The 24,520-nt window shown below is 59.9% G+C and carries 26 protein-coding genes; 14 read left to right on the top strand and 12 right to left on the bottom strand.

Going from position 1 to position 24,520, the window contains the following annotated elements; all coding sequences use genetic code 11:
• Positions 1-37 precede the first annotated feature (37 nt).
• The 3 genes from AC1MEA_RS08700 to AC1MEA_RS08690 form a co-directional block, all read right to left on the bottom strand.
• Positions 38-832 (bottom strand): thiazole synthase, encoded by a 795-nt coding sequence (locus tag AC1MEA_RS08700; protein WP_219062850.1) that lies wholly within the window; start codon positions 830-832, stop codon positions 38-40.
• A 78-nt stretch (positions 833-910) separates the two neighbouring features.
• On the bottom strand, positions 911-1,111 hold the full coding sequence (gene thiS, locus AC1MEA_RS08695) for a sulfur carrier protein ThiS (protein ID WP_219063096.1): 201 nt from the start codon (positions 1,109-1,111) through the stop codon (positions 911-913).
• A gap of 115 nt (positions 1,112-1,226) precedes the next feature.
• Complete coding sequence (locus AC1MEA_RS08690; RefSeq protein WP_480917418.1) at positions 1,227-1,604, bottom strand: DUF423 domain-containing protein; 378 nt, start codon at positions 1,602-1,604, stop codon at positions 1,227-1,229.
• Between the two features lie 81 nt (positions 1,605-1,685).
• On the opposite strand from AC1MEA_RS08690, the gene mtgA reads away from it, so the two are divergent.
• Positions 1,686-2,396, top strand: a complete 711-nt coding sequence (mtgA, locus tag AC1MEA_RS08685; RefSeq protein ID WP_480918114.1) for a monofunctional biosynthetic peptidoglycan transglycosylase — start codon at positions 1,686-1,688, stop codon at positions 2,394-2,396.
• 98 nt (positions 2,397-2,494) lie between these two features.
• On the opposite strand, the gene rpoH is transcribed toward mtgA, so the two are convergent.
• From rpoH to ftsY, 4 genes are all read right to left on the bottom strand, one after another.
• Entirely contained in the window at positions 2,495-3,352 is an 858-nt protein-coding gene (gene rpoH / locus AC1MEA_RS08680) for an RNA polymerase sigma factor RpoH (RefSeq protein WP_219062854.1), read from the bottom strand.
• 113 nt (positions 3,353-3,465) lie between these two features.
• On the bottom strand, positions 3,466-4,494 hold the full coding sequence (gene ftsX, locus AC1MEA_RS08675) for a permease-like cell division protein FtsX (protein ID WP_480917417.1): 1,029 nt from the start codon (positions 4,492-4,494) through the stop codon (positions 3,466-3,468).
• Positions 4,491-5,159 (bottom strand): cell division ATP-binding protein FtsE, encoded by a 669-nt coding sequence (gene ftsE / locus AC1MEA_RS08670; protein WP_219062857.1) that lies wholly within the window; start codon positions 5,157-5,159, stop codon positions 4,491-4,493. The genes ftsX and ftsE overlap by 4 nt, the downstream gene beginning before the upstream one ends.
• The gene (gene ftsY / locus AC1MEA_RS08665) at positions 5,156-6,610 is read right to left on the bottom strand and encodes a signal recognition particle-docking protein FtsY (RefSeq protein WP_480917415.1); all 1,455 of its coding nucleotides are present in this window, start codon (positions 6,608-6,610) and stop codon (positions 5,156-5,158) included. The genes ftsE and ftsY overlap by 4 nt, the downstream gene beginning before the upstream one ends.
• A 288-nt stretch (positions 6,611-6,898) precedes the next feature.
• On the opposite strand from ftsY, the gene AC1MEA_RS08660 reads away from it, so the two are divergent.
• From AC1MEA_RS08660 to AC1MEA_RS08635, 6 genes are all read left to right on the top strand, one after another.
• Positions 6,899-8,254, top strand: a complete 1,356-nt coding sequence (locus tag AC1MEA_RS08660) for a M16 family metallopeptidase (protein WP_480917413.1) — start codon at positions 6,899-6,901, stop codon at positions 8,252-8,254.
• Complete coding sequence (locus AC1MEA_RS08655; RefSeq protein ID WP_480917411.1) at positions 8,247-9,758, top strand: M16 family metallopeptidase; 1,512 nt, start codon at positions 8,247-8,249, stop codon at positions 9,756-9,758. The genes AC1MEA_RS08660 and AC1MEA_RS08655 overlap by 8 nt, the downstream gene beginning before the upstream one ends.
• Entirely contained in the window at positions 9,758-10,357 is a 600-nt protein-coding gene (rsmD, locus tag AC1MEA_RS08650; protein ID WP_480917409.1) for a 16S rRNA (guanine(966)-N(2))-methyltransferase RsmD, read from the top strand. The genes AC1MEA_RS08655 and rsmD overlap by 1 nt, the downstream gene beginning before the upstream one ends.
• A gap of 198 nt (positions 10,358-10,555) precedes the next feature.
• The gene (locus tag AC1MEA_RS08645) at positions 10,556-11,587 is read left to right on the top strand and encodes a hydrolase (RefSeq protein WP_480917407.1); all 1,032 of its coding nucleotides are present in this window, start codon (positions 10,556-10,558) and stop codon (positions 11,585-11,587) included.
• 82 nt (positions 11,588-11,669) lie between these two features.
• Positions 11,670-12,398, top strand: a complete 729-nt coding sequence (locus AC1MEA_RS08640; RefSeq protein ID WP_322176891.1) for an AzlC family ABC transporter permease — start codon at positions 11,670-11,672, stop codon at positions 12,396-12,398.
• Positions 12,395-12,718 carry an AzlD domain-containing protein gene (locus tag AC1MEA_RS08635; protein WP_219062867.1) on the top strand — a complete coding sequence of 108 codons (324 nt, stop codon included), beginning with the start codon at positions 12,395-12,397 and terminating at the stop codon, positions 12,716-12,718. The genes AC1MEA_RS08640 and AC1MEA_RS08635 overlap by 4 nt, the downstream gene beginning before the upstream one ends.
• 40 nt (positions 12,719-12,758) lie before the next feature.
• Here AC1MEA_RS08635 and AC1MEA_RS08630 read toward each other — a convergent pair whose 3' ends face one another.
• Together AC1MEA_RS08630 and AC1MEA_RS08625 are read right to left on the bottom strand one after the other, a co-directional pair.
• The gene (locus tag AC1MEA_RS08630) at positions 12,759-13,613 is read right to left on the bottom strand and encodes a sulfurtransferase (RefSeq protein WP_480917404.1); all 855 of its coding nucleotides are present in this window, start codon (positions 13,611-13,613) and stop codon (positions 12,759-12,761) included.
• 50 nt (positions 13,614-13,663) lie between these two features.
• On the bottom strand, positions 13,664-14,335 hold the full coding sequence (locus AC1MEA_RS08625) for a TetR/AcrR family transcriptional regulator (protein WP_449633804.1): 672 nt from the start codon (positions 14,333-14,335) through the stop codon (positions 13,664-13,666).
• A gap of 146 nt (positions 14,336-14,481) precedes the next feature.
• Between AC1MEA_RS08625 and AC1MEA_RS08620 the strand changes: the two genes are divergently transcribed.
• From AC1MEA_RS08620 to ggt, 6 genes are all read left to right on the top strand, one after another.
• On the top strand, positions 14,482-15,912 hold the full coding sequence (locus AC1MEA_RS08620) for a coniferyl aldehyde dehydrogenase (protein ID WP_480917402.1): 1,431 nt from the start codon (positions 14,482-14,484) through the stop codon (positions 15,910-15,912).
• A 54-nt stretch (positions 15,913-15,966) separates the two neighbouring features.
• Positions 15,967-16,512: a twin-arginine translocation pathway signal protein gene (locus AC1MEA_RS08615; protein WP_219062873.1), complete on the top strand. Its 546-nt coding sequence runs from the start codon at positions 15,967-15,969 to the stop codon at positions 16,510-16,512.
• Positions 16,513-16,559: 47 nt separating this feature from the next.
• A complete protein-coding gene (locus tag AC1MEA_RS08610) occupies positions 16,560-18,155 on the top strand; it encodes a GMC family oxidoreductase (RefSeq protein ID WP_480917400.1) in 1,596 nt (531 codons plus the stop codon).
• 149 nt (positions 18,156-18,304) lie between these two features.
• Positions 18,305-18,784 (top strand): pantetheine-phosphate adenylyltransferase, encoded by a 480-nt coding sequence (gene coaD, locus AC1MEA_RS08605; RefSeq protein WP_219062876.1) that lies wholly within the window; start codon positions 18,305-18,307, stop codon positions 18,782-18,784.
• Positions 18,785-18,866: 82 nt separating this feature from the next.
• Positions 18,867-19,118 (top strand): YfhL family 4Fe-4S dicluster ferredoxin, encoded by a 252-nt coding sequence (locus tag AC1MEA_RS08600; RefSeq protein ID WP_219062877.1) that lies wholly within the window; start codon positions 18,867-18,869, stop codon positions 19,116-19,118.
• A gap of 64 nt (positions 19,119-19,182) precedes the next feature.
• Entirely contained in the window at positions 19,183-20,889 is a 1,707-nt protein-coding gene (ggt, locus tag AC1MEA_RS08595; RefSeq protein ID WP_480917397.1) for a gamma-glutamyltransferase, read from the top strand.
• Positions 20,890-20,907: 18 nt separating this feature from the next.
• Here ggt and AC1MEA_RS08590 read toward each other — a convergent pair whose 3' ends face one another.
• The 3 genes from AC1MEA_RS08590 to AC1MEA_RS08580 form a co-directional block, all read right to left on the bottom strand.
• Positions 20,908-21,246, bottom strand: coding sequence for a multidrug transporter (locus AC1MEA_RS08590; RefSeq protein WP_219062879.1), 339 nt, complete (start codon positions 21,244-21,246; stop codon positions 20,908-20,910).
• Positions 21,247-21,373: 127 nt separating this feature from the next.
• Entirely contained in the window at positions 21,374-22,186 is an 813-nt protein-coding gene (gene mutM / locus AC1MEA_RS08585; protein WP_480917395.1) for a bifunctional DNA-formamidopyrimidine glycosylase/DNA-(apurinic or apyrimidinic site) lyase, read from the bottom strand.
• A 32-nt stretch (positions 22,187-22,218) separates the two neighbouring features.
• Complete coding sequence (locus AC1MEA_RS08580; RefSeq protein WP_480918113.1) at positions 22,219-23,031, bottom strand: HDOD domain-containing protein; 813 nt, start codon at positions 23,029-23,031, stop codon at positions 22,219-22,221.
• A 216-nt stretch (positions 23,032-23,247) separates the two neighbouring features.
• Between AC1MEA_RS08580 and AC1MEA_RS08575 the strand changes: the two genes are divergently transcribed.
• Positions 23,248-24,444, top strand: coding sequence for a class I SAM-dependent rRNA methyltransferase (locus AC1MEA_RS08575; protein ID WP_219062881.1), 1,197 nt, complete (start codon positions 23,248-23,250; stop codon positions 24,442-24,444).
• Positions 24,445-24,520 lie beyond the last annotated feature (76 nt).

Genomic DNA, 24,520 nt, shown 5'->3' with positions numbered 1-24,520 from the left:
TTGGTTGGAAACGTGCGAATCAGTCATCAACGGGCTCTTACTTGATCAGACCATCCAGCGGCGAGGAGGCGCTGGCATAGAGTTTCTTTGGCATACGGCCAGCGAGGTACGCCAGACGACCGGCAACAATCGCGTGCTTCATGGCTTCGGCCATCATCACCGGATTTTGCGCGTGGGCGATGGCCGAGTTCATCAGCACCGCCTCACAGCCCAGTTCCATGGCAATGGTGGCATCGGAAGCAGTACCGACGCCCGCATCGACCAGAACCGGCACTTTGGCTTCTTCGAGGATGATCTGCAGGTTGTAGGGATTGCAGATACCCAGACCGGTGCCGATCAGACCTGCCAGCGGCATGACCGCGATGCAGCCGATTTCCGCCAGTTGGCGCGCAATAATCGGGTCATCGCTCGTGTACACCATCACGTCGAAACCATCTTTGACCAGAATTTCGGCGGCCTTGAGGGTTTCGATCACGTTAGGAAACAGGGTTTTCTGGTCGGCCAGGACTTCCAGCTTGACCAGGTTTTTACCGTCGAGCAGCTCACGGGCCAGGCGGCAGGTGCGCACGGCTTCGATGGCATCGAAGCAACCGGCGGTGTTTGGCAGGATGGTGTAACGATCCGGCGGCAGGATGTCGAGCAGGTTCGGCTCACCCGGGTTCTGCCCAAGGTTGGTCCGACGCACGGCGACGGTGACAATCTCGGCACCCGAGGCTTCAATGGCCAGGCGCGTGGACTCCATGTCCGGGTACTTGCCCGTGCCAACCAGCAGGCGCGACTGGAAAGTACGACCGGCCAGAGTGAAAGGCTTGTCGGTGCGAACGTTGCTCATCGGAAATCCTCTTTAAGGTTGAGGTTCTTGCAGATTTGAATCGAAAGACTGACGACCCGCCAGATCGACTGAAGCGGCCTAGCCGCCACCGATGGCGTGCACCACTTCAACCTGATCGCCTTCGCGCAGGGCCGTGGAGACGTGCTGGCTGCGCGGCACAATATCCAGATTGAGCTCGACCGCCACTCGACGCCCGGTCAGGTCCAGACGGATAAGCAACGCCGCGACGGTTTCACCGTCGGGCAGTTCAAAGGATTCACCGTTCAACTGAATGTGCATGCGATAAGCAGCCATCATTTTAAGGGCCAGCATTCTAGCCCGATCATTACGTATGACCAAGGCAAAGCCACGCCATTCGTCTCAAGTGGAGCCCAAGGGGCAGGCTCGTAATACGTTAGACCGTGCCCAGGCGCCATGCCGCCATGCCCAGCAGCAGCCAGCCCACCAGAAAGGCCAGCCCACCAAACGGGGTGATGATCCCGAGCCGGGTGACACCGGTCAGGGTCAACAGGTACAGGCTGCCAGAGAACAACACAATACCGACGACAAACGAGATGCCCGCCCACGTCATCAAACGGCCAGGGATCTGCACGGCAAGCAATGCAACGGCCAATAAGGCCAAGGTGTGGACCAACTGGTACATCACGCCTGTATGGAAAATCGCCAGGTACTCCGCGCTCAGGCGGTCTTTCAGGCCGTGAGCGGCAAACGCGCCAAGGGCTACGCCGGTAAAACCGAAAAAGGCAGCAAGCATCAAGAAGCCACGAAACATCTCAAACTCCAGTCCACGATCATTCGATTGCACAGGGTCTGTATAATGGCCCGCTCAACTGCTCCGGCCAAGCCATCTCTTATGCTGCGTTTCCTCTTCAACCGTGTCGTCAAAGCCCTGTTCTGGTTCGCAGCGGCCAGCGTTGTGCTGGTATTGGTCTTTCGTTGGGTGCCGCCACCCGGCACCGCGCTGATGGTCGAGCGCAAGATCGAATCCTGGACTGACGGCCAGCCTATCGACCTGCAACGCACCTGGCAGCCCTGGGACAAAATCTCCAACGATTTGAAAGTGGCGGTGATCGCGGGTGAAGACCAGAAATTCGCCGAGCACTGGGGTTTCGATGTCGATGCGATTCAGGCGGCGCTGGCCCATAACGAACTCGGCGGCTCGGTACGCGGCGCCAGTACGCTGAGCCAGCAGGTATCGAAGAACCTGTTCTTGTGGTCGGGCCGTAGCTGGCTGCGCAAAGGGCTGGAGGCCTGGTTCACCGGGTTGATCGAGGTGTTCTGGTCCAAGCAGCGAATTCTCGAGGTTTACCTCAACAGCGTCGAGTGGGACGACGGCGTGTTTGGCGCCGAAGCGGCTGCGCGGCATCACTTCGGTGTGAGCGCTGGCGGGCTCTCGGTGCAACAGGCCAGCTACCTCGCCGCCGTGCTGCCCAATCCCCGCCAGTGGAGCGCCAGCCACCCCAGCAGCTATGTGGCGCGCCGTGCCGGCTGGATTCGCCAGCAGATGCGTCAGTTGGGTGGGGATGAGTATCTGGTGGGGTTGAACCACAGCCGGACGTTTTGATTCAGGATTGTTGGCGTCTGGACTGACGCGGTTCACCTGACACAACAAAAAACGCCCCGATCACATGGTCGGGGCGTTTTTGTGTGTCGAGCAGCTGTTTACGCGGCGATCGACAGTTTCAGCTTGTTCATCGCGCTTTTTTCAAGCTGACGAATACGCTCGGCGGAGACGTTGTATTTCTGCGCCAGGTCATGCAGCGTGGCCTTCTCTTCAGACAACCAGCGCTGATAGAGAATGTCACGGCTACGATCATCAAGCACGTCCAGCGCCTGGTGCAGATTGGCGGTGGAGTTATCGGTCCAGTCGGAATCTTCCAACTGCCGTGCCGGGTCGTAACGGTGGTCTTCCAGATAATTGGCGGGCGACTGGAAGGCGCTGTCGTCGTCCGCTTCGGCAGCCGGATCGAATGCCATGTCGTGGCCGGTCAGACGGCTTTCCATTTCGCGCACTTCGCGCGGCTCTACGCCGAGGCTTTCCGCCACGCGATGGACTTCTTCATTGTTCAGCCAGGCCAGACGTTTTTTCTGGCTGCGCAGATTGAAGAACAGTTTGCGCTGCGCCTTGGTCGTGGCGACTTTGACGATGCGCCAGTTGCGCAGAATGAATTCATGAATTTCAGCTTTGATCCAGTGCACGGCGAACGACACCAGGCGCACACCCATTTCCGGGTTGAAGCGCTTGACGGCCTTCATCAGGCCAACGTTGCCTTCCTGGATCAGGTCAGCCTGTGCCAGGCCATAACCGGAATAACTGCGTGCGATATGCACCACAAAACGCAGGTGGGCGAGCACCATCTGCCGAGCCGCCCCTAGATCCTGCTCATAATAGAGACTCTCGGCCAGTTCACGCTCCTGCTCGGGCGTCAGCAAGGGAATGCTGTTGACCGTGTGCACGTAGGCCTCCAGGTTTGCGCCTGGGGCCGCTAATGCATAAACAGGTTGCAAAGAAGTGGTCATACGAAAAAAACCTCCGACTCACATAACTCGTGCAGTTCAGCACTGCGAAATTGACCGGGAACCAATAGACAAGTTCCCTAAACCGCTGAAAGCGTCAATATTAAAAATTAATTCTAACGAGGCGCCAGCTCTCTCAAGTGGCGTGCTACTGCAATCCAAGCACCGATATACCCTAACAATACCGCTCCAAGCAAGAGCGAAAAGCCATCGGCAAGCGGCACCCCCGCCAAAGAGAAGTCGCTCCCGTACAGACCCGCCAACCCAACCACGGCATCGTTGAGCCAGTCTAGACCAAAAGCGAGCACGCCCCAGGACAGAAAACCGGCCCCCAGGCCATACAGCGCGCCCATATACAGAAAAGGCCGTCGCACGTAGGCGTCGGTGCCGCCGACCAGTTTGATCACTTCGATCTCGACGCGGCGGTTCTCGATGTGCAGACGTATCGTGTTACCAATTACCAGCAGCAGCGCGAGCACCAGCAGGACGGTCAGACCAAAAACAAACCGGTCGCCCAGTTTGAGAATCGCCGCCAGACGTTCGACCCATACCAGATCGAGCTGAGCCTGCTGCACCTTCGGCAGCTCTGCCAAACGCGTGCGCAGCGCTTCCAAAGCGGGTTTATCCACTTCATTCGGCGTCACCAGCACAACGCCCGGAAGCGGGTTCTGTGGCAATTCCTTCAACGCTTCGCCCAGCCCGGATTGCTGCTGAAACTCAACCAGAGCCTGATCCTTGCTGATGTATTCGGCCTCCGCCACGCCGGGCATCCGCTTGATCTGCTCGCGCAGGGCGTTGCCCTCACTGGCACTGGCGTCCAGCTCCAGGTAAAGCGAAATCTGCGCTGCACGCTGCCACGAACCGCCTAAACGCTCGACGTTGTTCAACAGCAGCGACAAGCCCATGGGCAGGCTCAAGGCGATGGCCATTACCAGGCAGGTAAAGAAGCTGCCAATCGGCTGTTTGCCCAAACGGCGCACGCTGTCGAGCACGCTGGAGCGGTGTGCTTCCAGCCAGGCATGCAGCAAGGTGCCGAAGTCCGGACCGTCATCGTCGTCACGAGGCTTTTTCTTTTTCTGCGGTTGCGGTTCTGCCGCCTTGGGGGCGACGCGCTCCGACACTTTAGGGCTGCGTGTGGCGCTCATACGGCCTCCCCGTCGCCGATCAAGCGGCCACGCTGGAGCGTCAGCATGCGATGGCGCATGCGCGCAATCAACGCCAAGTCATGGCTGGCGATCAGCACACTGGTGCCTAAACGATTGATGTCTTCGAATACACCCATGATTTCCGCTGCCAGACGTGGGTCCAGGTTACCGGTCGGTTCATCCGCCAGCAGTAACGCCGGACGGTGGACGATGGCCCGAGCGATGCCGACCCGCTGTTGTTGGCCTGTGGATAAGTCACCGGGGTACAGATCGGTTTTGTCCGAGAGCGCCACGCGCTCCAGGGCCGAGTCGACGCGCTTGGTGATTTCCGCCTTGGACAACCCAAGAATCTGCAGTGGCAAGGCGATGTTATTGAACACCGTGCGGTCGAACAGTAGCTGGTGATTCTGGAACACTACGCCTATCTGACGACGCAGGAACGGGATTTGCGAGGTGCTGATCTGGCCCAGATCCTGACCGGCCAGCAACAATTTGCCGGTGGTCGGGCGTTCCATGGCCAGGAGCAAGCGCAACAGGGTACTTTTACCGGCGCCAGAATGGCCGGTAACAAACAAAAACTCGCCACGACGCACTCGAAAGCTCAGCTCATGCAAGCCGACGTGTCCGTTCGGATAGCGTTTACCGACCTGTTCGAAACGAATCATGTGCGCTCCCGCTCGGCGAACAGAGCTTGAACAAAGGGTTCAGCTTCAAAGGTACGCAAATCGTCGATGCCTTCACCCACGCCGATATACCGAATCGGCAGGCCGAACTGCTTGGCCAGGGCGAAGATCACGCCGCCTTTAGCGGTACCGTCGAGTTTGGTCAGGGCCAGACCGGTCAAGGTCACGGTCTGATTGAACTGTTTAGCCTGATTGATCGCGTTCTGCCCGGTGCCAGCGTCCAGCACCAATAACACTTCATGCGGCGCATCGGCGTCGAGCTTGCTGATAACCCGGCGAACTTTTTTCAGTTCTTCCATCAGGTTGTCTTTGGTGTGGAGCCGACCCGCGGTGTCCGCGATCAGCACATCAATGCCGCGAGCCTTGGCCGCCTGCACCGCATCAAAGATCACCGAAGCCGAATCCGCACCAGTGTGCTGGGCGATGACCGGAATGTGATTGCGCTCACCCCAGACCTGCAACTGTTCCACCGCCGCCGCGCGGAAAGTGTCGCCTGCGGCGAGCATAACTTTTTTACCTTCGAGCTGGAGCTTCTTCGCCAGCTTGCCGATGGTCGTGGTTTTGCCTGCGCCATTGACGCCCACCACCAGAATCACGAACGGCTTGTTCTGCCCAGTGATGACCAATGGCTTCTCGACGGGCTTGAGCAAGGCCGTCAGTTCAGCCTGCAACGACTTATAGAGTGCGTCGCTGTCGGTCAGTTGCTTGCGCGCGACCTTCTGGGTCAGGCTTTGAATAATCACCGAGGTCGCGTCGACGCCCACATCGGCGGTCAGCAGCCGGGTTTCGATCTCTTCGAGCAGGTCATCGTCGATCAGCTTCTTGCCGAGGAACAGACTGGCCATGCCCTCGCCCAGACTGGCGCTGGTTTTCGACAAGCCTTGCTTGAGACGAGCGAAAAAGCCGGCTTTACTGGCTTCTGCCGCTACCGGGGTGACCGGAGCGGGCACGGGAGCAGGAGCAACTTCAGCCACTCGCGCGACCGGCTGGGGTACAGGTACTACAACAGGAACAGGCGCTGGCGCGACAATCGGCTCAGGGGTAATCCGTTCAGGAACAACCACCGGCGCAACCACAACAGCCTGATCAGGTACGACCACAGGCGCCAGCTCGGCAGGCATCGGCGGCACAACCAGCACGCTGTGCACCGGAATCGGCGGCGTCACGTGAGGCTCAAGCTCATCGATCAGCGCCACGGACTCTTCGGCCACCGGTAATATCAGCCAAGGCTGAGACTCTGGAGCCGATTGCGGCGCGCGTTGTGGCTCAACAGCGACAGGCACGTGGTCGATGACCACCTCAGGCGCTGCTGTGGGTAGGATTTGTGGCTGCTCGGCAACGGTTTCCTGCGGCTTCTTGCGCAGCCATCCGAACAGGCCTTTTTTCTCTGCAGCCGGAGCTGGGGTCTTCTTGTCGTCGTTGGAACCAAACATGGAGGACGGCTATCTCAAGGTAGCGACGCGCCAAAGCGGCGCCTCAGGAAAATTCTGTCAATGCAAAACAGACTGCTTTTGACCCGGCTTGTTCATCCGCGGCCCCGAAATTGTAGGCGTTCACCGGTACAAAAACGTCATTTCAGCCCGTTTCAACCGTGCCAGACCAGAACCAATAGTTCACGTAACAGTTCTAGCCGTGGCCGCCGGCCACACGGACCCGTATCCTAACACCCCCGCGCCCGCCGACGCTAAGTTCAAGCAGGCCGCCTAACAGGTTCAAAACGAATGAATGCTCTAGCCCGCCGCGCCGCAGGCCTGCTGCTCAGCACAGTGTGTCTGCCACTGTCAGCATTGGCTGCAGACCCGCAACCGACTCACGAATTCACCCTGGACAATGGCCTGAAAATCATCGTCCGCGAAGACCATCGCGCGCCCGTGGTGGTTTCGCAAGTCTGGTACAAAGTCGGCTCCAGCTATGAAACCCCTGGCCAGACCGGTTTGTCCCACGCCCTGGAACACATGATGTTCAAGGGCAGCAAAAACGTAGGGCCGGGCCAGGCCTCGCTGATTCTGCGTGATCTGGGCGCTGAAGAAAACGCGTTCACCAGCGACGACTACACCGCGTATTACCAGGTTTTGGCCCGTGATCGCCTGGGAGTAGCCTTCGAGCTGGAAGCCGATCGCATGGCCAGCCTGCTTCTGCCCCCTGAAGAATTCAGCCGCGAAATTGAAGTCATCAAGGAAGAGCGACGCCTGCGCACTGACGACAAGCCCAGCGCCAAAGCCTATGAGCGCTTCCAGGCCATGGCCTACCCCGCCAGCGGTTACCACACGCCGACCATCGGCTGGATGGCAGACCTGGACCGGATGAAGGTTGAAGAGCTGCGTCATTGGTACGAAGCCTGGTACGTGCCGAACAACGCCACATTGGTGGTAGTCGGCGATGTGCAGCCCGACGACGTAAAAGCCTTGGCGCAACGTTATTTCGGGCCGATCCCGCGACGCGACGTGCCACCGTCGAAGGCCCCGCTGGAACTGGCTGAGCCGGGCGAACGCAAAATCATCCTGCACGTACAGACTCAATTGCCGAGCCTTATGTACGGTTTCAACGTGCCAAGCCTGTCCACCGCTACGGATCCACGCTCGGTCAATGCGCTGCGCCTGATTTCCGCCCTGCTCGACGGCGGCTACAGCGCACGCATTCCGGCCCGTCTGGAGCGAGGCGAAGAACTGGTTTCAGGCGCCTCGTCGAGCTACGACGCCTACAGCCGTGGCGATAGCCTGTTCATGCTCAGCGCAACCCCTAACACGCAGAAGAAAAAAACCCTGGCCGATGTTGAAGCCGGTATCTGGCGCCTGTTGAATGAGCTGAAAACCAAGCCACCGTCCAATGAAGAGCTGGAACGGGTTCGGGCGCAAGTGATTGCCGGCCTGGTCTACCAGCGTGATTCGATTACCAGCCAGGCCAGCACGATCGGCGAACTGGAAACCGTCGGCTTGTCGTGGAAACTGATGGACGAAGAACTGGAGGCGCTTAAAAGCGTGACCCCGGCCGATATCCAGAAAGCCGCCCGCACCTATTTCATCCGCGAACGTCTCAGCGTTGCGCACGTTTTGCCCGAGGAGACTGCACATGAGTGAGCAAAAGGGTCCACGTTATGGGCGACTCGGCCTGGGAGCCCTGGGGCTGGTGGTCATGCTTGGCGCCTTTATCGCCCCCCAGGCCGAGGCTGAAAGCATCGCACCTGACAGCACCACGCTGAAGGACACCGTCCAGGCACTCCCTGACAACAACCTGCAATCGCTGAAAGAACTCGACGGCAAGCCGCCAGCACGGCGCACCTTGAACATCCAGACCTGGAAAACCGCCGAAGGCGCCAAGGTGATGTTCGTCGAAGCGCGTGAATTGCCCATGTTCAACTTACGCCTGACCTACGCCGCAGGCAGCAGTCAGGATCGAAGCACCCCCGGCATCGCCGTACTGACCAACGCCATGCTCAATGAAGGCGTGGCCGGCAAGAATGTGGGCGCCATCGCCGAAGGCTTTGAAGGCTTGGGCGCTGACTTCAGCAACGGCGCTTACCGCGACATGGCCGTGACCTCCCTGCGCAGCCTGAGCGCCGTGGACAAGCGCGAGCCGGCGCTGAAGCTATTTGCCCAAGTCGTCGGTAAACCGACGTTCCCTGCCGACTCACTGGCGCGGATCAAGAACCAGTTGCTGGCCGGCTTCGAATACCAGAAACAAAACCCCGGCAAACTCGCGGGCAATGAGTTGTTCAAGCGTCTCTATGGCGACCACCCTTACGCGCACCCGAGCGAAGGGACGGCCAAAAGCATTTCCCCCATCAGCATCGCGCAGCTCAAGGCCTTCCACGCCAAAGCCTATGCCGCAGGCAATGCGGTGATCGCATTGGTCGGCGACCTGTCCCGATCCGAAGCAGAAGCGATTGCTGCCCAGGTATCCGCTGCCCTGCCCAAAGGCCCGGCGCTGCCGAAAATCGAACAACCGGTCGATCCTAAAGCCGGTGAAACCCACATCGAGTTCGCGTCCAAGCAGACGCACTTGATGCTCGCGCAACTGGGGATCGAGCGTAACGACCCGGATTACGTCGCGCTGACACTCGGCAACTCGGTACTCGGCGGTGGCGGCTTCGGCAGTCGCTTGATGACGGAAGTGCGGGAAAAACGTGGCCTGACCTACGGCGTGTCGTCGGGTTTCACCCCGATGCAGGTGCCAGGCCCGTTCATGATCGCCCTGCAAACCCGCGCCGAACTCAGCGAAAACACCCTGAAGCTGGTGCAGGACATCGTGCGTGACTTCCTCGTCACAGGCCCGACCCAGAAAGAACTGGACGACGCCAAGCGTGAATTGTCCGGCAGCTTCCCGCTGTCCACTGCCAGCAACGCTGATATCGTTGGTCAGTTGGGCGCGATTGGTTTCTACGACCTGCCGCTGACGTACCTCGAAGACTTTATGCAACAGGCGCAAAGCGTGACGGTCGAGCAAGTCAAAGCGGCCATGAACAAGCACTTGAGCGCGGATAAGATGGTGATCGTCACCGCAGGCCCGACGGTGCCGCAAAAGCCGTTGCCACCCCCAACTGACAAACCTACCCAGCAACCTCTCGGGGTCCCGGAGCACTAATGGCCAATCCAAGACCAAAGGGCCATAACGGCCTGGGTCAACTACGCATCATCGGTGGCGAATGGGGCAGCCGTCGCCTGACCTTCCCTGACGCTCCAGGCCTGCGTCCAACGCCGGACCGCGTGCGCGAAACGCTGTTTAACTGGCTGGCGACGCACATCGAAGGCGCGCGCGTACTCGACGTGTTCACCGGCAGCGGCGCGCTTTACCTGGAAGCCCTGTCACGCGGCGCGGGCATGGCCCTGGCGCTGGACAACAACGCCGAGGCTCTCGCCAGCCTGCGACGGAACCTGGACATGCTCGGGTGCACGGTGGGCCAGGTATCACATACCGACAGCCTGCATTATCTGGAAACCCAGACGCCTGCCCAGTTCGATCTGGTCTTTCTCGACCCGCCCTTCCACCAGAACCTGCTGCCTGCCGCCTGCGCCCTTCTTGAAGCGCGTCAATGGCTGGCGGAAAGTGCCTGGATTTACACCGAAAGCGAAATCTCGCCGTCATCTGTCGGCTTGCCAGGCAACTGGCGCCTGCACCGGGAGAAGAAAGCCGGGCAGGTGTATTACGCGCTGTGGCAGCGGAGTGCCGAGGTAACGGCCTGATCGCGATACCGGCCAAACGAATTCACTCCCACAGAACCTGGAAGGTCTATGTGGGGGCGAACTCATTGGCGAAGGCGTCATGGATGACACGCCGCAGGCTTCAACCCCTACCGCTGACGAAAAACTCCGGCACGCCTGTCCGCAGTTGTGGCAACGTAGCGCTTATGCAGTAAACGTGAATTGCCGACGAGTTCGAACGTGCCTATCCAACTTGCTACGACCACGCTTCCAGACCCGTTCATTCCCGCTTTAGGCCTGGCTAACCCGCATCTGCAAACGCTGTGGGGCCCCCTGTGGCGAAAAAAAGCAAAGCTTGAACGCCAGCGCGAACGTATCTGGTTGGCCGACGGCGACTTTCTGGATCTGGACTGGCACGGCCCGCATGAGGCAGACACGCCTTTGGTGCTGGTGTTGCACGGCCTGACCGGCTCGTCGAACTCGCCTTACGTGGTGGGTTTGCAGCAGGCTTTGGCCCTCCAGGGCTGGGCCAGCGTGGCGTTGAACTGGCGGGGTTGCTCTGGCGAACCCAATCTTTTGCCGCGCAGCTACCACTCCGGCGCCAGCGAAGACCTCGCCAGCGTCATTGCCCATCTGCGCACCTTGCGACCGTTGGCACCGTTATATGCAGTGGGCTATTCGCTGGGCGGCAATGTGTTGCTCAAGCACTTGGGCGAAGTGGGCAGCAACAGCTCGCTGCAAGGAGCGGTTGCCGTGTCGGTGCCCTTCCGTCTGGACCAGTGTGCCGACCGCATTGGCCAAGGCTTTTCCAAGGTGTACCAGGCGCATTTCATGCGTGAGATGTTGGTGTACATCAAAGACAAGCAGCGGCGCTTTCAGCACGAAGGACTCAGCGAGGGCCTGGCGGAACTGGCGGCACTCGGTTCGCTCGAGAACATGCGCACCTTCTGGGATTTCGATGGCCGGGTCACCGCGCCCCTGAATGGTTTTACCGACGCCAAGGATTATTACCGTCGCGCTTCCAGCCGGTACTTCCTGGGTGAGATTCGTACGCCCACGCTGATCATCCACGCCGCCGACGATCCTTTTGTATTCCCCCACAGCCTGCCAGAAGCCGACGAGCTGTCGTCCAGCACCCACTTCGAACTGCAAGCCCGAGGCGGCCACGTCGGGTTCGTTGACGGGTCGCTGAAAAACCCGAGCTACTACCTGGAGCGGCGCATTCCACTGTGGCTGAGCACCGCCCATCGCTCGGTCCCCCCTTTGGGGTGAGTGACAGACTTCAGCGACATTGCACAATCCTTCAAGACAGTCTCTCCCTGACTATTTAAGATGCGCGCTCAAGGAGAGACTCATGTCCCGCTATCAGCTTTATACCCGTGGCATACGCGACAGCGTGCCCATGTTGGTCGGCATCGCACCCTTCGGCATTATTTTCGGCACGCTGGCAGGCGCTGGCGGTTTGTCGTTGTGGCAAGCGCTCGGCATGTCGATGTTCGTGTACGCCGGTTCCGCGCAATTTATCGTCGTCAGCCTGATGGGCGCTGGCGCCAGTGCGGTGGTGATTCTGCTGACCACCTTTATCGTCAACCTGCGTCACGTGCTGTACAGCGCCACGCTGCAACCCCAGGTGAGCGCGCTGCCTCAGCGCTGGCGGGTGTTGCTGGCGTTCTGGCTGACCGACGAGACGTTCGCCGTGGTTCAACGCTTTTATATCGTGCACGGGCGTTCGCCGCTTGGGCATTGGTATTGGGTCGGCGTCGCCAGTGCGTTGTACGCCTGCTGGGTCAGCAGTTCGGTAGTGGGCGTGCTGTTTGGCCAAGCGGTGCCTGATCTGGCGGGCTGGGGGCTGGAGTTCGCCATGCTCGCGACCTTTATCGGAATCGTCGTGCCTTTACTGCGCAATCAACCGCAAATTGCGGCGGCACTCGCCGCTGGCGCGGTGGCCTTGATGACGCATACCTGGCCTTACAAACTGGGCCTGATGGCGGCGGCATTCAGCGGGATCGCCGTGGGCGTATTGCTTGAGCGGCGACGCTCTGGCGCCAGCGACGAAGCGTCGAGTCACGAGGTGCGCTCATGAGTTACTGGTGGCTGATCGGCGGCATGACCGCTATCACGTTCCTGATGCGCTACAGCCTGTTCGCCTGGCCGCATTTGCGCTTTCCGCCCGTGGTACGCCAAGGGCTGCACTATGTGCCGACGGCCGTGCTGACCGCGATTGTGGTACCGGGCATGCTGCTGCCCGATGGCGAACATTGGCAATTGAATCCCAGCAACGCCTACTTGCTGGCGGGCCTCGCAGCCATCGCCATCGCCGCCTTCAGCCGCAACCTGCTGGCGACCATCGGCGGTGGCTTGCTGGTGTTCTTCCTGCTGCGCTGGGCGCTGGGGCAGATTTAGTTCTAAAAATCGCCATCGCGGGCAAGCGCGCTCCTACCGGTCAGGGCCCGGTAGCGATGGTGCGATTCGGGTCGGTAATCCACTCGCTCCACGACCCGGCGTACAGCGAACCCAGTGGATACCCCGCCAGGCACAGCGCGAACAGGTTATGGCAGGCCGTGACGCCTGAGCCGCAGTAGGCCACCAGATCATCTGGCGAACGATTACCCAACACTGCCGCAAAGCGTTGCTTGAGTTGGTCTGCTGGCAGAAAACGGCCGTCGGCACCCACGTTTTCGTTGAACGCAACACACTGCGCACCCGGGATATGGCCGGCGACCGGATCGATCGGCTCCACTTCACCACGGAAACGCGGTGCGGCTCGGGCATCGAGCAGCGTCATGTCTGGCTGGCCCAGACGCGCTTGCAACGCCTGGGCACTGAGCAGCAACGAATCATCCGGCTTACCGGTGAACGTCCCTTTCTTGTTTTCCGGCGCGTCCAGACTCAACGGCAAACCCGCCGCATGCCAGGCTTTGAGACCGCCATCCAGCAAGTACACGCCGTCACGCTTGCCCAGCCACGCCAGCAACCACCATCCGCGAGCAGCAAACGCGCCGGGACCGTCGTCGTACAGCACAACATCGCTGTCCTGGCTGATGCCCCACTCCTGCAATCGCTGAATCAGCACGTCCGGCTTTGGCAAAGGATGACGGCCTGTGACGCCCTTGATCACCTTGTCACTGAAATCACGCTCCAGATCAGCGAACCTGGCGCCCGCGATATGCCCTTCGGCATAACTGCGCTGGCCATAGTCAAGGTCTTCCAGGGCGAAGCGACAATCGAGAATCACCAGCCCCGGTTGCTGTTGGCGAGCGGCCAGTTGTTCCGGGCTGATCAGTTGCGCAATGGGCATGGCAGGTTCCTGTGAGAAAAATTCATATCAATGTTATGACAAAAAAAACGTCAGGGCGTTTCCTCTAATGCCCGCCCCAACGGCACATAAAACTCTTCACACAGCGCATTCACCGCGTCCCGGGCCTCTGGCGTGACGTAACCCAGCTCCAGCATCAGTACTTGGTACACGCCCCGGCGCATGGCTTCTTCACTGAGTCGCGTAGCGTCTTCGCGCGTGGTGCACAAAAACCGCACCCACGACGTAAGGATAATCCACACATTGAGGGTCAACGACTCAATCTGCACCTTGTCCATGCGCAAGATACCGGCCTCGACGAAGCCGCTGTAGATGGCCATGCCCTGAATCAGGCAGTGCTGGGAAAACCGTCGGTAGCGCGCAGCCAGTTCTGGATCGGCGTCGAGCAGGTGCTCCAGATCGCGATGCAGGAAACGGTAGCGCCACATGCCATCGAGCAGCTCCATCAAATAGAAACGCTTGTCCTCGACACTCGGCAGACGACCCTTGGGCGGACGCAAAAAGCTGTCCACGAGGGCTTCGTACTCGGTAAACAGCTCGGCGATGATCGCCTGCTTATTGGGGAAGTGGTAATACAGATTGCCCGGCGACATTTCCATGTGTGCAGCAATGTGATTGGTGCTGACGCTGCGCTCGCCCTGCTCATTGAACAGCTCCAGGCTGTTTTGCACGATGCGTTCGCGGGTTTTGATGCGTGGTGCCATGGTTCAGCTCGACCGCTTAAACGTGTGGAGAATATGCCGCATCTTAGCGCAGGCGATGTCGGGTATCCCGCCTTCGCGCAGTTCAATTTGACTTTATAGAGCAATGACTCTAAAAACATAGCATAACGCTAATACGAGCCACGACCATGCCTGCCGAAATCGCCTATCAGCAAGTGTCCGAGCAAGCCTTGAATGAGCTTGAGCAACTGTTCAACAGCCAGCGCAAGGCCTTCGCGGCCAACCCGATGCCGCTCGCCGGGCAGCGTCTGCAATGGCTCAAGACCTTGCGCACGCTATTAAGCGATGAACGGCAGGCGCTGGTCGACGCCATCAACAGCGATTTTAGCCACCGCAGCGCCGATGAAACCCTGCTGGCCGAGTTGATGCCAAGCCTGTTGGGCATCCGGTACGCCAGCAAGCATCTGAAAAAATGGATGAAGCCTTCGCGGCGCCACGTTGGCATGGCGTTTCAACCGGCGTCGGCCAAAGTGATCTATCAACCACTGGGCGTGGTCGGGGTGATCGTGCCGTGGAATTACCCGCTATTTCTTGCCATCGGCCCGCTGGTCGGCGCGCTGTCTGCGGGTAACCGGGTGATGCTCAAGCTCAGCGAATCGACGCCAACCACCGGCCAGTTGCTTAAGCGCCTGTTCGCCCAAGTGTTCCCTGAAGACTTGGTCACGGTTGTGCTGGGTGAAGCCGAGGTCGGCATGGCCTTCTCGACATTACCTTTTGATCATTTATTGTTCACCGGCGCCAGCAGCGTCGGTAAGCACGTGATGCGCGCCGCAGCCGAGAACCTGACCCCGGTCACCCTGGAGCTGGGCGGGAAATCCCCGGCCATCGTTTCACACGATGTGCCGCTCGAGGACGCCGCCGAACGCATCGCTTTCGGCAAAACCCTGAATGCCGGACAAACCTGCGTCGCGCCCGACTACGTGTTAGTGCCCGAAGACCGGGTAGACGGGTTTGTCGACGCCTACCGAAAAGCGGTGCAGAAGTTTTATCCGACACTGATCGACAACCCGGACTACACCGCGATCATCAACGACCGACAGTTGGCCCGACTCAATCGCTACCTCGACGACGCCAGCAGCAAAGGCGCGCGGGTGATTCCGCTGTTCGAGCAGGGCCAGGGACGGCGCATGCCGTTCAGTCTGTTGCTCAACGTCAACGACGACATGACCGTGATGCAGGACGAAATCTTCGGCCCGCTGCTGCCGATTGTTCCCTACAGCCGCATTGATCAGGCGTTTGCCTACATCAATCAGCGGCCGCGCCCATTGGCGTTGTACTACTTCGGCTACAACAAGGCCGAGCAGCAGCGCGTACTGGAGCAGACCCACTCCGGCGGCGTGTGCCTGAACGACACGCTGATGCATGTTGCCCAGGACGACATGCCTTTCGGCGGCGTCGGCCCTTCCGGCATGGGCCACTACCATGGCCATGAAGGCTTCCTGACCTTCAGCAAGGCCAAGGGTGTCTTCATCAAACAGCGCTTCAATGCGGCCCGGTTGATCTATCCGCCGTACGGCAAGGCGATCCAGCGGCTGGTGTACAAACTGTTTATTCGCTAGCCCTGACTGACAACCGCCACCCAACAGATCCGTAAGAACAGGGCCATAAAAACAATGAACGACAGCCTGTCTGAAAGCCCCAACCTGTCACGTCGGGGCGTGCTGAAAATCGGCCTGTGTGCCGGCGCCTTTCTGTCCACTGCCGGGCTCGCGGCGAGCCTGAGCGGTTGCTCGGCCAGCATGCCTGCCAGCGGTTTTGCCGTGCTGCGCAGCAGTGATCTGCCATTCCTGCGCGCACTGATCCCGGTGATGCTCAAAGGCAGCCTGGGCAAGATTGCACTATCGAACGCCATCGCGGGCACCCTGCAAAGCATTGACGCCAGCCTTGATCGACTGTCGCCGGAAATGCTCAAGCTGACGCAGCAACTGTTCGATGTCCTGGCGCTGCCGGTCACCCGAGGTCCGTTGACCGGTGTCTGGGGCGGCTGGGAAAACGCCAGCCCGCTGCAAATGACGGCCTTCCTCAATCGCTGGGAAAACAGCGCGTTGAGCCTGTTGCGCATGGGCCATGGCGCCTTGCTGAAGCTGGTGACGATGGCCTGGTACAGCCGGTCGGAGTCCTGGGCGCATTGCGGTTATCCCGGCCCGCCGACTGTTTGAATCGCACACGCCCCACCCCCCAATAAAAATAAATAGATCGAGGCCCTATGCCGGTTCCTGATGTGTTTCGAGAAGGCCTTGCCCGTGGCTGGAAAACCTACAACGGCGCGCAATTGACCCAAGACCTGACGCTGGAGGCGGATGTCGCGATCATCGGCAGCGGCGCTGGCGGCGGTACCACGGCGGAAATCCTCAGCGCTGCCGGCTATAAGGTATTGCTGATCGAAGAAGGCCCGCTGAAAACCAGCAGCGACTTCAAGATGCTCGAAGATCAGGCTTATTCCAGCCTTTATCAGGAAGGCATCGGCCGCATGAGCAAGGACGGCGCGATTACCATCCTCCAGGGACGAGCCGTGGGCGGCACCACGCTGATCAACTGGACGTCGAGCTTTCGCACCCCCGAACCGACCCTGGAACACTGGGCCAAAGAACACGCGGTCAAAGGCCACAGCGCAGCCGAAATGGCGCCGTGGTTCGCCAAAATGGAACAGCGTCTGGGCGTTGCCCCGTGGGTCATGCCGCCCAACGCCAACAACGACGTGATCCGCAACGGTTGCGAGCAGTTGGGTTACAGCTGGAAAGTCATCCCGCGCAATGTACGCGGCTGCTGGAACCTGGGTTATTGCGGCATGGGCTGCCCGACCAATGCCAAACAATCGATGCTGGTCACGACCATCCCCGCGACTCTGGATAAGGGCGGCGAGCTGCTGTACCTGGCCCGCGCAGAACGGCTGGTGATCAAAGGCGACAAGGTTGTCGGCCTGCAATGCCTGGGTATGGATGAGCGCTGTGTGGCGCCCAACGATCGCAGTATCACGGTCAAGGCAAAGCATTACGTACTGGCCGGTGGCGGTATCAACAGCCCTGCCTTACTAATGCGCTCCGACGCCCCGGACCCGGACAAGCGCGTGGGCAAGCGCACGTTTCTGCACCTGACGAGCTTTTCTGCAGCGTTGTTCGACCGGGTGATCAATCCGTTTTACGGCGCACCGCAGTCGATTTACTCCGACCATTTCCAATGGACCGACGGCACCACCGGGCAGATGTCTTACAAACTCGAAGTACCGCCCCTGCAACCGGCGCTGGCCAGCACCTTGCTCGGCGGCTTCGGTCAGGAAAACGCAGCGCGCATGGCCCAGTTGCCTAACACCCACATGATGCTGGCCCTGATGCGTGACGGTTTTCACCCTGGCAGCCCGGGCGGCAGCGTGGAACTGCGCGGCGACGGCACGCCGGTGCTCGATTATCAGGTGTCGTCTTACGCCTGGGATGGCATTCGCCGGGCTTATCACAGCATGGCCGAGATCCAGTTTGCTGGCGGGGCCAAGGCGGTGATGCCGGTACATGAAGACGCTGGCTACGTGAAAAGCCTGGCCGAGGCGCGATCAGTCATCAACGGTTTGAGCCTGGAAACGTACCGCACCCGACTGGGCAGCGCCCATGTGATGGGCGGTTGTGCCATGGGTGAAGAGCCAAAAACTGCGGTGTGCGACAGCCTTGGCCGGCATCATCAGGTGAGCAATCTGTCGATCCATGACGGCTCCTTATTTCCCACCAGCATCGGTGCCAACCCGCAACTGTCGGTCTATGGACTCACCGCGCAGCTGGCGACTTTACTGGGTGAAAGGCTGAAATCTGTTTAGATGCCGAGCTCCGACAGATGCTCTAAAAACCGGGGAAAACCCTCATTTGCGTAGGCAATAGCACCCCTGCTATCCATCAGCCGACTTGGCCCACCGGGATTGCTGCGCTACCATCCGAGTCCCCAACGGACTCCGACCAGGACGACGCGATGAACCGAGTGTTGTACCCAGGCACCTTCGACCCTATCACCAAGGGCCATGGCGATCTGGTCGAACGCGCCTCGCGCCTGTTCGACCAAGTGGTCATCGCCGTCGCTGCCAGCCCGAAGAAAAACCCGCTGTTTCCCCTGGAACAGCGCGTGGCGCTGGCCCGAGAGGTCACCAAACACCTGCCCAATGTCGAAGTGGTAGGTTTCTCCACCTTGCTGGCGCACTTCGCCAAAGAGCAGAACGCCAACGTGTTCCTGCGCGGGTTGCGGGCGGTATCGGATTTCGAATACGAGTTCCAGCTGGCCAACATGAACCGCCAATTGGCCCCGGACGTGGAAAGCCTGTTCCTTACTCCGTCCGAGCGTTATTCGTTCATTTCCTCAACGCTGGTCCGTGAAATCGCGGCACTGGGTGGCGATATCACCAAGTTTGTACACCCGGCAGTGGCTGAGGCATTGACCGAACGGTTCAAACGCTAAGGTGCATCGAACGGACTAATGCGGCACAATTCGCCGCATTAGTTTTCATATGCCTCGGCGCTGACCGTGGCAGGAGTGCTTCATGTCCCTGATCATCACCGACGACTGCATCAATTGCGACGTCTGCGAACCCGAGTGCCCGAACGAAGCGATTTCTCAAGGTGAGGAGATCTACGTGATCAATCCGAACCTGTGCACCGAATGCGTTGGCCATTACGACGAACCGCAGTGCCAGCAAGTCTGCCCCGTGGATTGCATCCCGCTGGATGAAACCCACGTCGAGAGCAAAGACGAGCTGATGGCCAAATACCTGATTTTGACCCACAAAGCCTAGCCCCTTCGACGCTCCTGCACTCGCCAGCCGGGCTGCACTGCCTGTCGACAAAAGCGAGTTCCGGATGACCCGTACGCTGAATCGCCTCCCCTCCCTGCTCGGCGCCCTGCTTTTGCTGTGCGCCCTTGCTGCTCAGGCCAAGGCACCGCAACAGGCCGCCATCGCCAGCCCCCATCCGCAAGCCACAGCCGCCGGTCGGGAAATATTGTTCATCGGTGGCAATGCGTTCGACGCTGCCGTGGCGGTCAGTGCCGCGCTGGCGGTGGTCGAGCCTTACGCTTCAGGGCTCGGCGGTGGCGGGTTCTTCCTGCTGCGGCAAAGCGCTGAGCCGATTCGCTATCAGTTCCTTGATGCCCGCGAACGCGCACCACTCCAGGCCAACCAGAACATGTATCGCCGCGACGGCAAGGTACAACCCACGCTGTCGCTCAACGGACCACTGGCCGCCGCCATCCCGGGCTTGCCGGCGGCGCTGGTCGAACTGGCCGAGCATTACGGCAAATTGCCGCTGAAAACCTCGCTGGCCCCGGCCATCCGCCTGGCGTATCAGGGGTTTGCCGTCGATCCCGTGTACAGGGAGCGCGCTGGCTGGCGTTTGTCCGCCTTGCGCGACGACCCGGAGAGCGCCCGGCTGTTTCTGCGCCACGGGGACATCCCGACGCTGGGCGAGATCATCAAACAACCGGAACTGGGGCTGACCCTTGATCGCCTTGCCGACAAGGGACGCGCCGGTTTCTACGAAGGCCTGACCGGTCAGGCGCTGGCCAACGGGGTCAGGTCCGCTGGCGGCATCTGGACAGACGACGATCTGCAGCGCTATCGAGTGGTTGCCCGCGCGCCATTACGCTTCCCGTTAGCGGATAACCGAGAATTGATCAGCGCCCCGCCACCGTCCGCAGGCGGCATCGCGCTGGCCCAGAGCCTGACGATGTTGCAGCAGTTGCCGTGGCGTGAGGCCGACAAGGTGCAGCGTGCCCACTACGTGGTCGAAGTGCTGCGCCGGGCTTACCGCGACCGGGGCTTGCTGGGCGATCCGGATTTTGTCAGCAACCCATTGGCCCATGTGCTTGATCGCGACTATTTAAAGCAACTGGTCAGCAGCATCGACCCGCGCGATGCGACGCCCAGTGCCAGCCTGCCGCCTGCGCCTAAATGGCGTGAGGGCGATCACACCACTCATTTCGCCATTCTCGACAGCGATGGCAATGCGGTCGCTGCGACGCTTTCGGTGAATCTGCCGTTCGGTTCGGCCTTTAGCGTGCCCGGCACTGGCGTGATATTGAATAACGAAATGGACGACTTTGCTGCCGACCCGCAAGGCAGCAACGCTTACGGCCTGGCCGGCAGCCAGGCGAACGCCATCGCGGCGGGCAAGCGGCCGTTGTCGAGCATGAGCCCAAGCTTTATTGAAAGTCCGACCGAGTTCAGCGCCTTCGGCACACCGGGCGGCAGCCGTATTCCGAGCATGGTGCTGCTGTCGATCCTGCAATACCTGGATGGACAACCCGTTGCGACATGGCCTGCCGTGCCGCGCTATCACCACCAGTATTTGCCTGATGTTATCGAATACGAACCCGACGCCTTTTCTCCAGAGCAACTGACTGAGCTGCAAGCACGCGGCTACAGCCTCAAGGACACTAAGCGCGCCTATGGCAATCAGCAGGTGCTGTTCTGGAACAAGGACAACGCCAAGGTCGAAGCCGCGAGCGATCCTCGCGGGCTGGGGATTCCAGCAGTATTCGACCCGACAGTCAGGCAAGCCACGCCTTAGCGGTCATGGCGACGCCGGTTATTCGCGTTTGTTGTAGCCATCGCCCGTGCAACCCAGGCAGCGGACGAACGCCGACTTGCCAGGGTCCACCACCAACGCCTTGCCTGTGTCGCCAATGCCACCGCCAGTTGCGGTAAACGGCAGCGCCACCACGAACAGCACGGCACCCACCAGGGTTGCCGCGATCAGCAACGGCCGGGCAATCAACAGGTCGCCGATCATCGCGTAGGCCGGGGGCGCTTCGAGGGAGTAGGTTGGATCTCCGCTCCCGTGTGACTCAGCTTGAGCCTGTGCAGGCAGCACCTGCAATCCGAACAGCAAGGCCAAGGCAACAGCGAGGGTACGAAACGGACTCATGGCGTGATCCTTCAAGCTCAACGGTAGTAATGATCGTCACTATAAACAGCGGCGCTGGTTACGCAAGGTTTGCAGCTGTCAGATGCCATTTCAGGCAGGCGCAGGCAAGCCCGCGCTTACAAGGTCTTTATGTCTGGCAACGCGGGCAGTACACGCTGGTACGTTGACCGAGTTTTACTTCGCGCAACTCAGTACCGCAGACCTTGCACGGCTGATGGCCACGACCGTAAACGAACAACTCCTGCTGAAAGTAGCCAGGTTGGCCATCGCCGCCAATAAAGTCCTTGAGGGTGGTGCCGCCGCGTTCGATGGCGTGGATAAGAATCCGCTTGATCTCGATCGCAAGCTTCATATAACGCGCCCGGGAGATGCTCTTGGCCTCGCGACGCGGGTCGATACCGGCGGCAAACAAGGCTTCAGTCGCGTAAATATTGCCGACTCCGACCACCACCGCGTTGTCCATGATGAAGGGTTTGACCGCCATTGAGCGCCCACGGGAACGTTCGAACAAACGCTCCCCATCGAACAGATCGGTCAACGGCTCCGGCCCGAGACGAATCAGCAATTCGTGATTGAGCGGGTCGAGGCTCCAGAGCATTGCGCCAAAACGGCGCGGGTCGGTGTAGCGCAGGGCCATGCCCGACTCCAGCTCGATATCCACATGCTCATGCTTGGCCGCAGGCAATCCGGCTTCGACCAGACGCAAATTACCCGACATGCCCAAATGACTGATCAACGTCCCGACTTCGGCATTGATCAACAGGTACTTGGCGCGACGCGCCACCGATACAATCCGCTGCCCGGACAGGCGCACGTCCAGGTCCTCGGGGATCGGCCAGCGCAAACGCCGGTCACGAACGATCACGCGACTGACGCGCTGACCTTCCAGATACGGCGCGATGCCCCGGCGGGTGGTTTCGACTTCAGGTAATTCAGGCATTGGCGACCCGGACAAAGGAACGAGTGATCGGGCTAGCGGACGCCCAACTCGTGAATGGATTCTTTGAGGTTCTCAAAGTCGTAATCGGACAGCCCCACGTAATCCAGAATCAGATGACCGATGCTGTTCCACTCATGGTCTTCACCCTGATTGCCCAGCACCCTATAGGACGCACAGACATGTTCGGCCATTTTCAGGATCGCCAGCAAGTTCTTCAGTTGGCTGTTGTGCCCCGACTCGTCCTGAAAGATTGCCAACGCATTGTGATGGTTGGCAATGGCGTTGCTGACATGCTCCGGCAAACGCCAGGACTTGGCGGTGAAATAACCGACCACGGCATGGTTGGTATTGAATGCATGGTTCTCTGTGTCCACCACACGACAGGTCGGGCTCGCCTTGGCGTAAGCGTCTTCCAGCACACTCATGTAGTTGGGGAAGCGCTTGAGCATCAGCGGAATGCCACAGTCATGGAACAGCCCCAACGCATAGGCCTCGTCCACAGCTTGTGAGCCGGTGCGCTTGGCCAGCGTCAGGCTGGTCATCGCCACATCCTGTGCGGTGTCCCAGAAGCGATTGAGGGTGACGATGGTTTCGTCGGTCATCTCGCCCTTGATCGACTGCGCGTTGATCAGGTTGATGATCGAGCCACTGCCCAGCAGATTTACCGCGCGCTCAATCGAGGCGATTTTATTGGTCAGGCCGTAATACGGTGAATTGACGATCTTCAACAATGCGCCGGACAAGCCCGGATCCTGCGCGATCAACCGGGCAATCGCCCCCAGGTCCGGATCAGGCATGTATTGCTCCATCTGCAAATCCACCATGATCTGCGGCTGAGGCGGCACACTGATGCCTTGCAAGGCCTGCTGAATCTGTTCGGTGGTTAGCGATTGGGACATAAGTACACACTCAAGACTAGGCGGCGATTCTAACCTCTGCGCGGTGTCATCCGACAACACTCAGAACGATGCAATGGACTCTGCCAGTGGTTTATTCCAGTGATCTGGGCCCCGAGCGTGGATGACGCGTTATAATCTCGCTCTTTTTTCCGGAGCGACGTCATGTCCCTGCCTAGCTTGCGCCTCAAAGCCAATGCCGACCGTCGCTTGCGCGCCGGCCACTTGTGGGTCTACAGCAACGAAATCGATGTAGCCGCCACCCCGCTCAACGGCTTTGCTGCGGGCGATCAAGCCATTCTGGAAGCCGCCGGCGGCAAACCGTTGGGCATTGTGGCGATGAGCCCCAACAACCTGATCTGCGCACGCCTGCTGTCCCGCGACATCAAGGTGCCATTAGATAAATCGCTGCTGGTGCATCGCCTGAACGTGGCGCTGTCGTTGCGCGAACGCCTGTTCGACAAACCTTATTACCGCCTGGTGTTTGGCGACTCCGACCTGCTGCCGGGTCTGGTGGTCGATCGTTTTGGCGACATCCTGGTGGTGCAACTGGCTTCCGCCACCATGGAAAACCATAAGGAAGACCTGCTCGCGGCCTTGATTCAAGTGATCAAGCCGAGTGGCATCCTGTTCAAGAACGACTCCGCCGCGCGCGATGCCGAAGGCCTCAACCGTTACGTCGAGACCGCCTTCGGCCTGGTGCCTGAGTGGGTTGCGCTGGAAGAAAACGGGGTGAAATTCGAAGCGCCGGTCATGGCCGGACAGAAAACCGGCTGGTTCTATGACCACCGCATGAACCGTGCGCGCATGGCACCGTACGTCAAAGGCAAGCGCGTCCTGGACCTGTTCAGCTACATCGGCGGCTGGGGCGTGCAAGCGGCCGCCTTCGGCGCCAGCGATGTCACCTGCGTCGACGCATCCTCTTTCGCGCTGGACGGCGTTGAACGTAACGCGGCACTCAACGGTTTCACCGACAAAGTGGCGTGCATCGAAGGCGACGTGTTCGAAGCATTGAAGGAACTGAAGAACGGCGAAGAGCGTTTCGACGTCATCGTTGCTGATCCGCCGGCCTTCATCAAACGCAAAAAAGACCTGAAAAACGGCGAAGGCGCTTACCGCCGTCTCAACGAACAGGCCATGCGCCTGCTCAGCAAAGACGGGATCCTGATCAGCGCCTCCTGCTCGATGCACCTGCCGGAGGACGATCTGCAAAACATCCTCCTGACCAGCGCCCGCCACCTGGACCGCAACATGCAGTTGCTGGAACGCGGCGGCCAAGGCCCGGACCACCCGGTGCACCCGGCGATTGCCGAAACGCGTTATATCAAGAGCATGACCTGCCGGTTGCTGCCGAACAGCTGATCAATGCTTCGCGGCCAATCGCGGGCAAGCCCGCTCCTACAGTAGGAGCGGGCTTGCCCGCGATTAAGGTCGGAAC

The sequence above is a fragment of the Pseudomonas sp. ASL8 genome, assembly GCF_056680355.1.
This window is presented reverse-complemented; position numbering and strand designations above follow the sequence as displayed.

Bases quoted from the DNA above. Each gene is read 5' to 3' on its own strand.
- ftsE (WP_219062857.1), bottom strand. From the start codon at position 5,159: ATGATTCGTTTCGAACAGGTCGGTAAACGCTATCCGAACGGACACGTC.
- rsmD (WP_480917409.1), top strand. From the start codon at position 9,758: ATGGCCAATCCAAGACCAAAGGGCCATAACGGCCTGGGTCAACTACGC.
- thiS (WP_219063096.1), bottom strand. From the start codon at position 1,111: ATGCACATTCAGTTGAACGGTGAATCCTTTGAACTGCCCGACGGTGAA.
- AC1MEA_RS08615 (WP_219062873.1), top strand. From the start codon at position 15,967: ATGAACGACAGCCTGTCTGAAAGCCCCAACCTGTCACGTCGGGGCGTG.
- AC1MEA_RS08630 (WP_480917404.1), bottom strand. From the start codon at position 13,613: ATGCCCATTGCGCAACTGATCAGCCCGGAACAACTGGCCGCTCGCCAA.
- AC1MEA_RS08620 (WP_480917402.1), top strand. From the start codon at position 14,482: ATGCCTGCCGAAATCGCCTATCAGCAAGTGTCCGAGCAAGCCTTGAAT.
- ftsY (WP_480917415.1), bottom strand. From the start codon at position 6,610: ATGTTTGGTTCCAACGACGACAAGAAGACCCCAGCTCCGGCTGCAGAG.
- AC1MEA_RS08700 (WP_219062850.1), bottom strand. From the start codon at position 832: ATGAGCAACGTTCGCACCGACAAGCCTTTCACTCTGGCCGGTCGTACT.
- AC1MEA_RS08600 (WP_219062877.1), top strand. From the start codon at position 18,867: ATGTCCCTGATCATCACCGACGACTGCATCAATTGCGACGTCTGCGAA.
- AC1MEA_RS08590 (WP_219062879.1), bottom strand. From the start codon at position 21,246: ATGAGTCCGTTTCGTACCCTCGCTGTTGCCTTGGCCTTGCTGTTCGGA.
- AC1MEA_RS08655 (WP_480917411.1), top strand. From the start codon at position 8,247: ATGAGTGAGCAAAAGGGTCCACGTTATGGGCGACTCGGCCTGGGAGCC.
- AC1MEA_RS08690 (WP_480917418.1), bottom strand. From the start codon at position 1,604: ATGTTTCGTGGCTTCTTGATGCTTGCTGCCTTTTTCGGTTTTACCGGC.
- ggt (WP_480917397.1), top strand. From the start codon at position 19,183: ATGACCCGTACGCTGAATCGCCTCCCCTCCCTGCTCGGCGCCCTGCTT.
- ftsX (WP_480917417.1), bottom strand. From the start codon at position 4,494: ATGAGCGCCACACGCAGCCCTAAAGTGTCGGAGCGCGTCGCCCCCAAG.
- rpoH (WP_219062854.1), bottom strand. From the start codon at position 3,352: ATGACCACTTCTTTGCAACCTGTTTATGCATTAGCGGCCCCAGGCGCA.
- AC1MEA_RS08610 (WP_480917400.1), top strand. From the start codon at position 16,560: ATGCCGGTTCCTGATGTGTTTCGAGAAGGCCTTGCCCGTGGCTGGAAA.
- AC1MEA_RS08575 (WP_219062881.1), top strand. From the start codon at position 23,248: ATGTCCCTGCCTAGCTTGCGCCTCAAAGCCAATGCCGACCGTCGCTTG.
- AC1MEA_RS08660 (WP_480917413.1), top strand. From the start codon at position 6,899: ATGAATGCTCTAGCCCGCCGCGCCGCAGGCCTGCTGCTCAGCACAGTG.
- mutM (WP_480917395.1), bottom strand. From the start codon at position 22,186: ATGCCTGAATTACCTGAAGTCGAAACCACCCGCCGGGGCATCGCGCCG.
- AC1MEA_RS08640 (WP_322176891.1), top strand. From the start codon at position 11,670: ATGTCCCGCTATCAGCTTTATACCCGTGGCATACGCGACAGCGTGCCC.
- mtgA (WP_480918114.1), top strand. From the start codon at position 1,686: ATGCTGCGTTTCCTCTTCAACCGTGTCGTCAAAGCCCTGTTCTGGTTC.
- AC1MEA_RS08625 (WP_449633804.1), bottom strand. From the start codon at position 14,335: ATGGCACCACGCATCAAAACCCGCGAACGCATCGTGCAAAACAGCCTG.
- coaD (WP_219062876.1), top strand. From the start codon at position 18,305: ATGAACCGAGTGTTGTACCCAGGCACCTTCGACCCTATCACCAAGGGC.
- AC1MEA_RS08635 (WP_219062867.1), top strand. From the start codon at position 12,395: ATGAGTTACTGGTGGCTGATCGGCGGCATGACCGCTATCACGTTCCTG.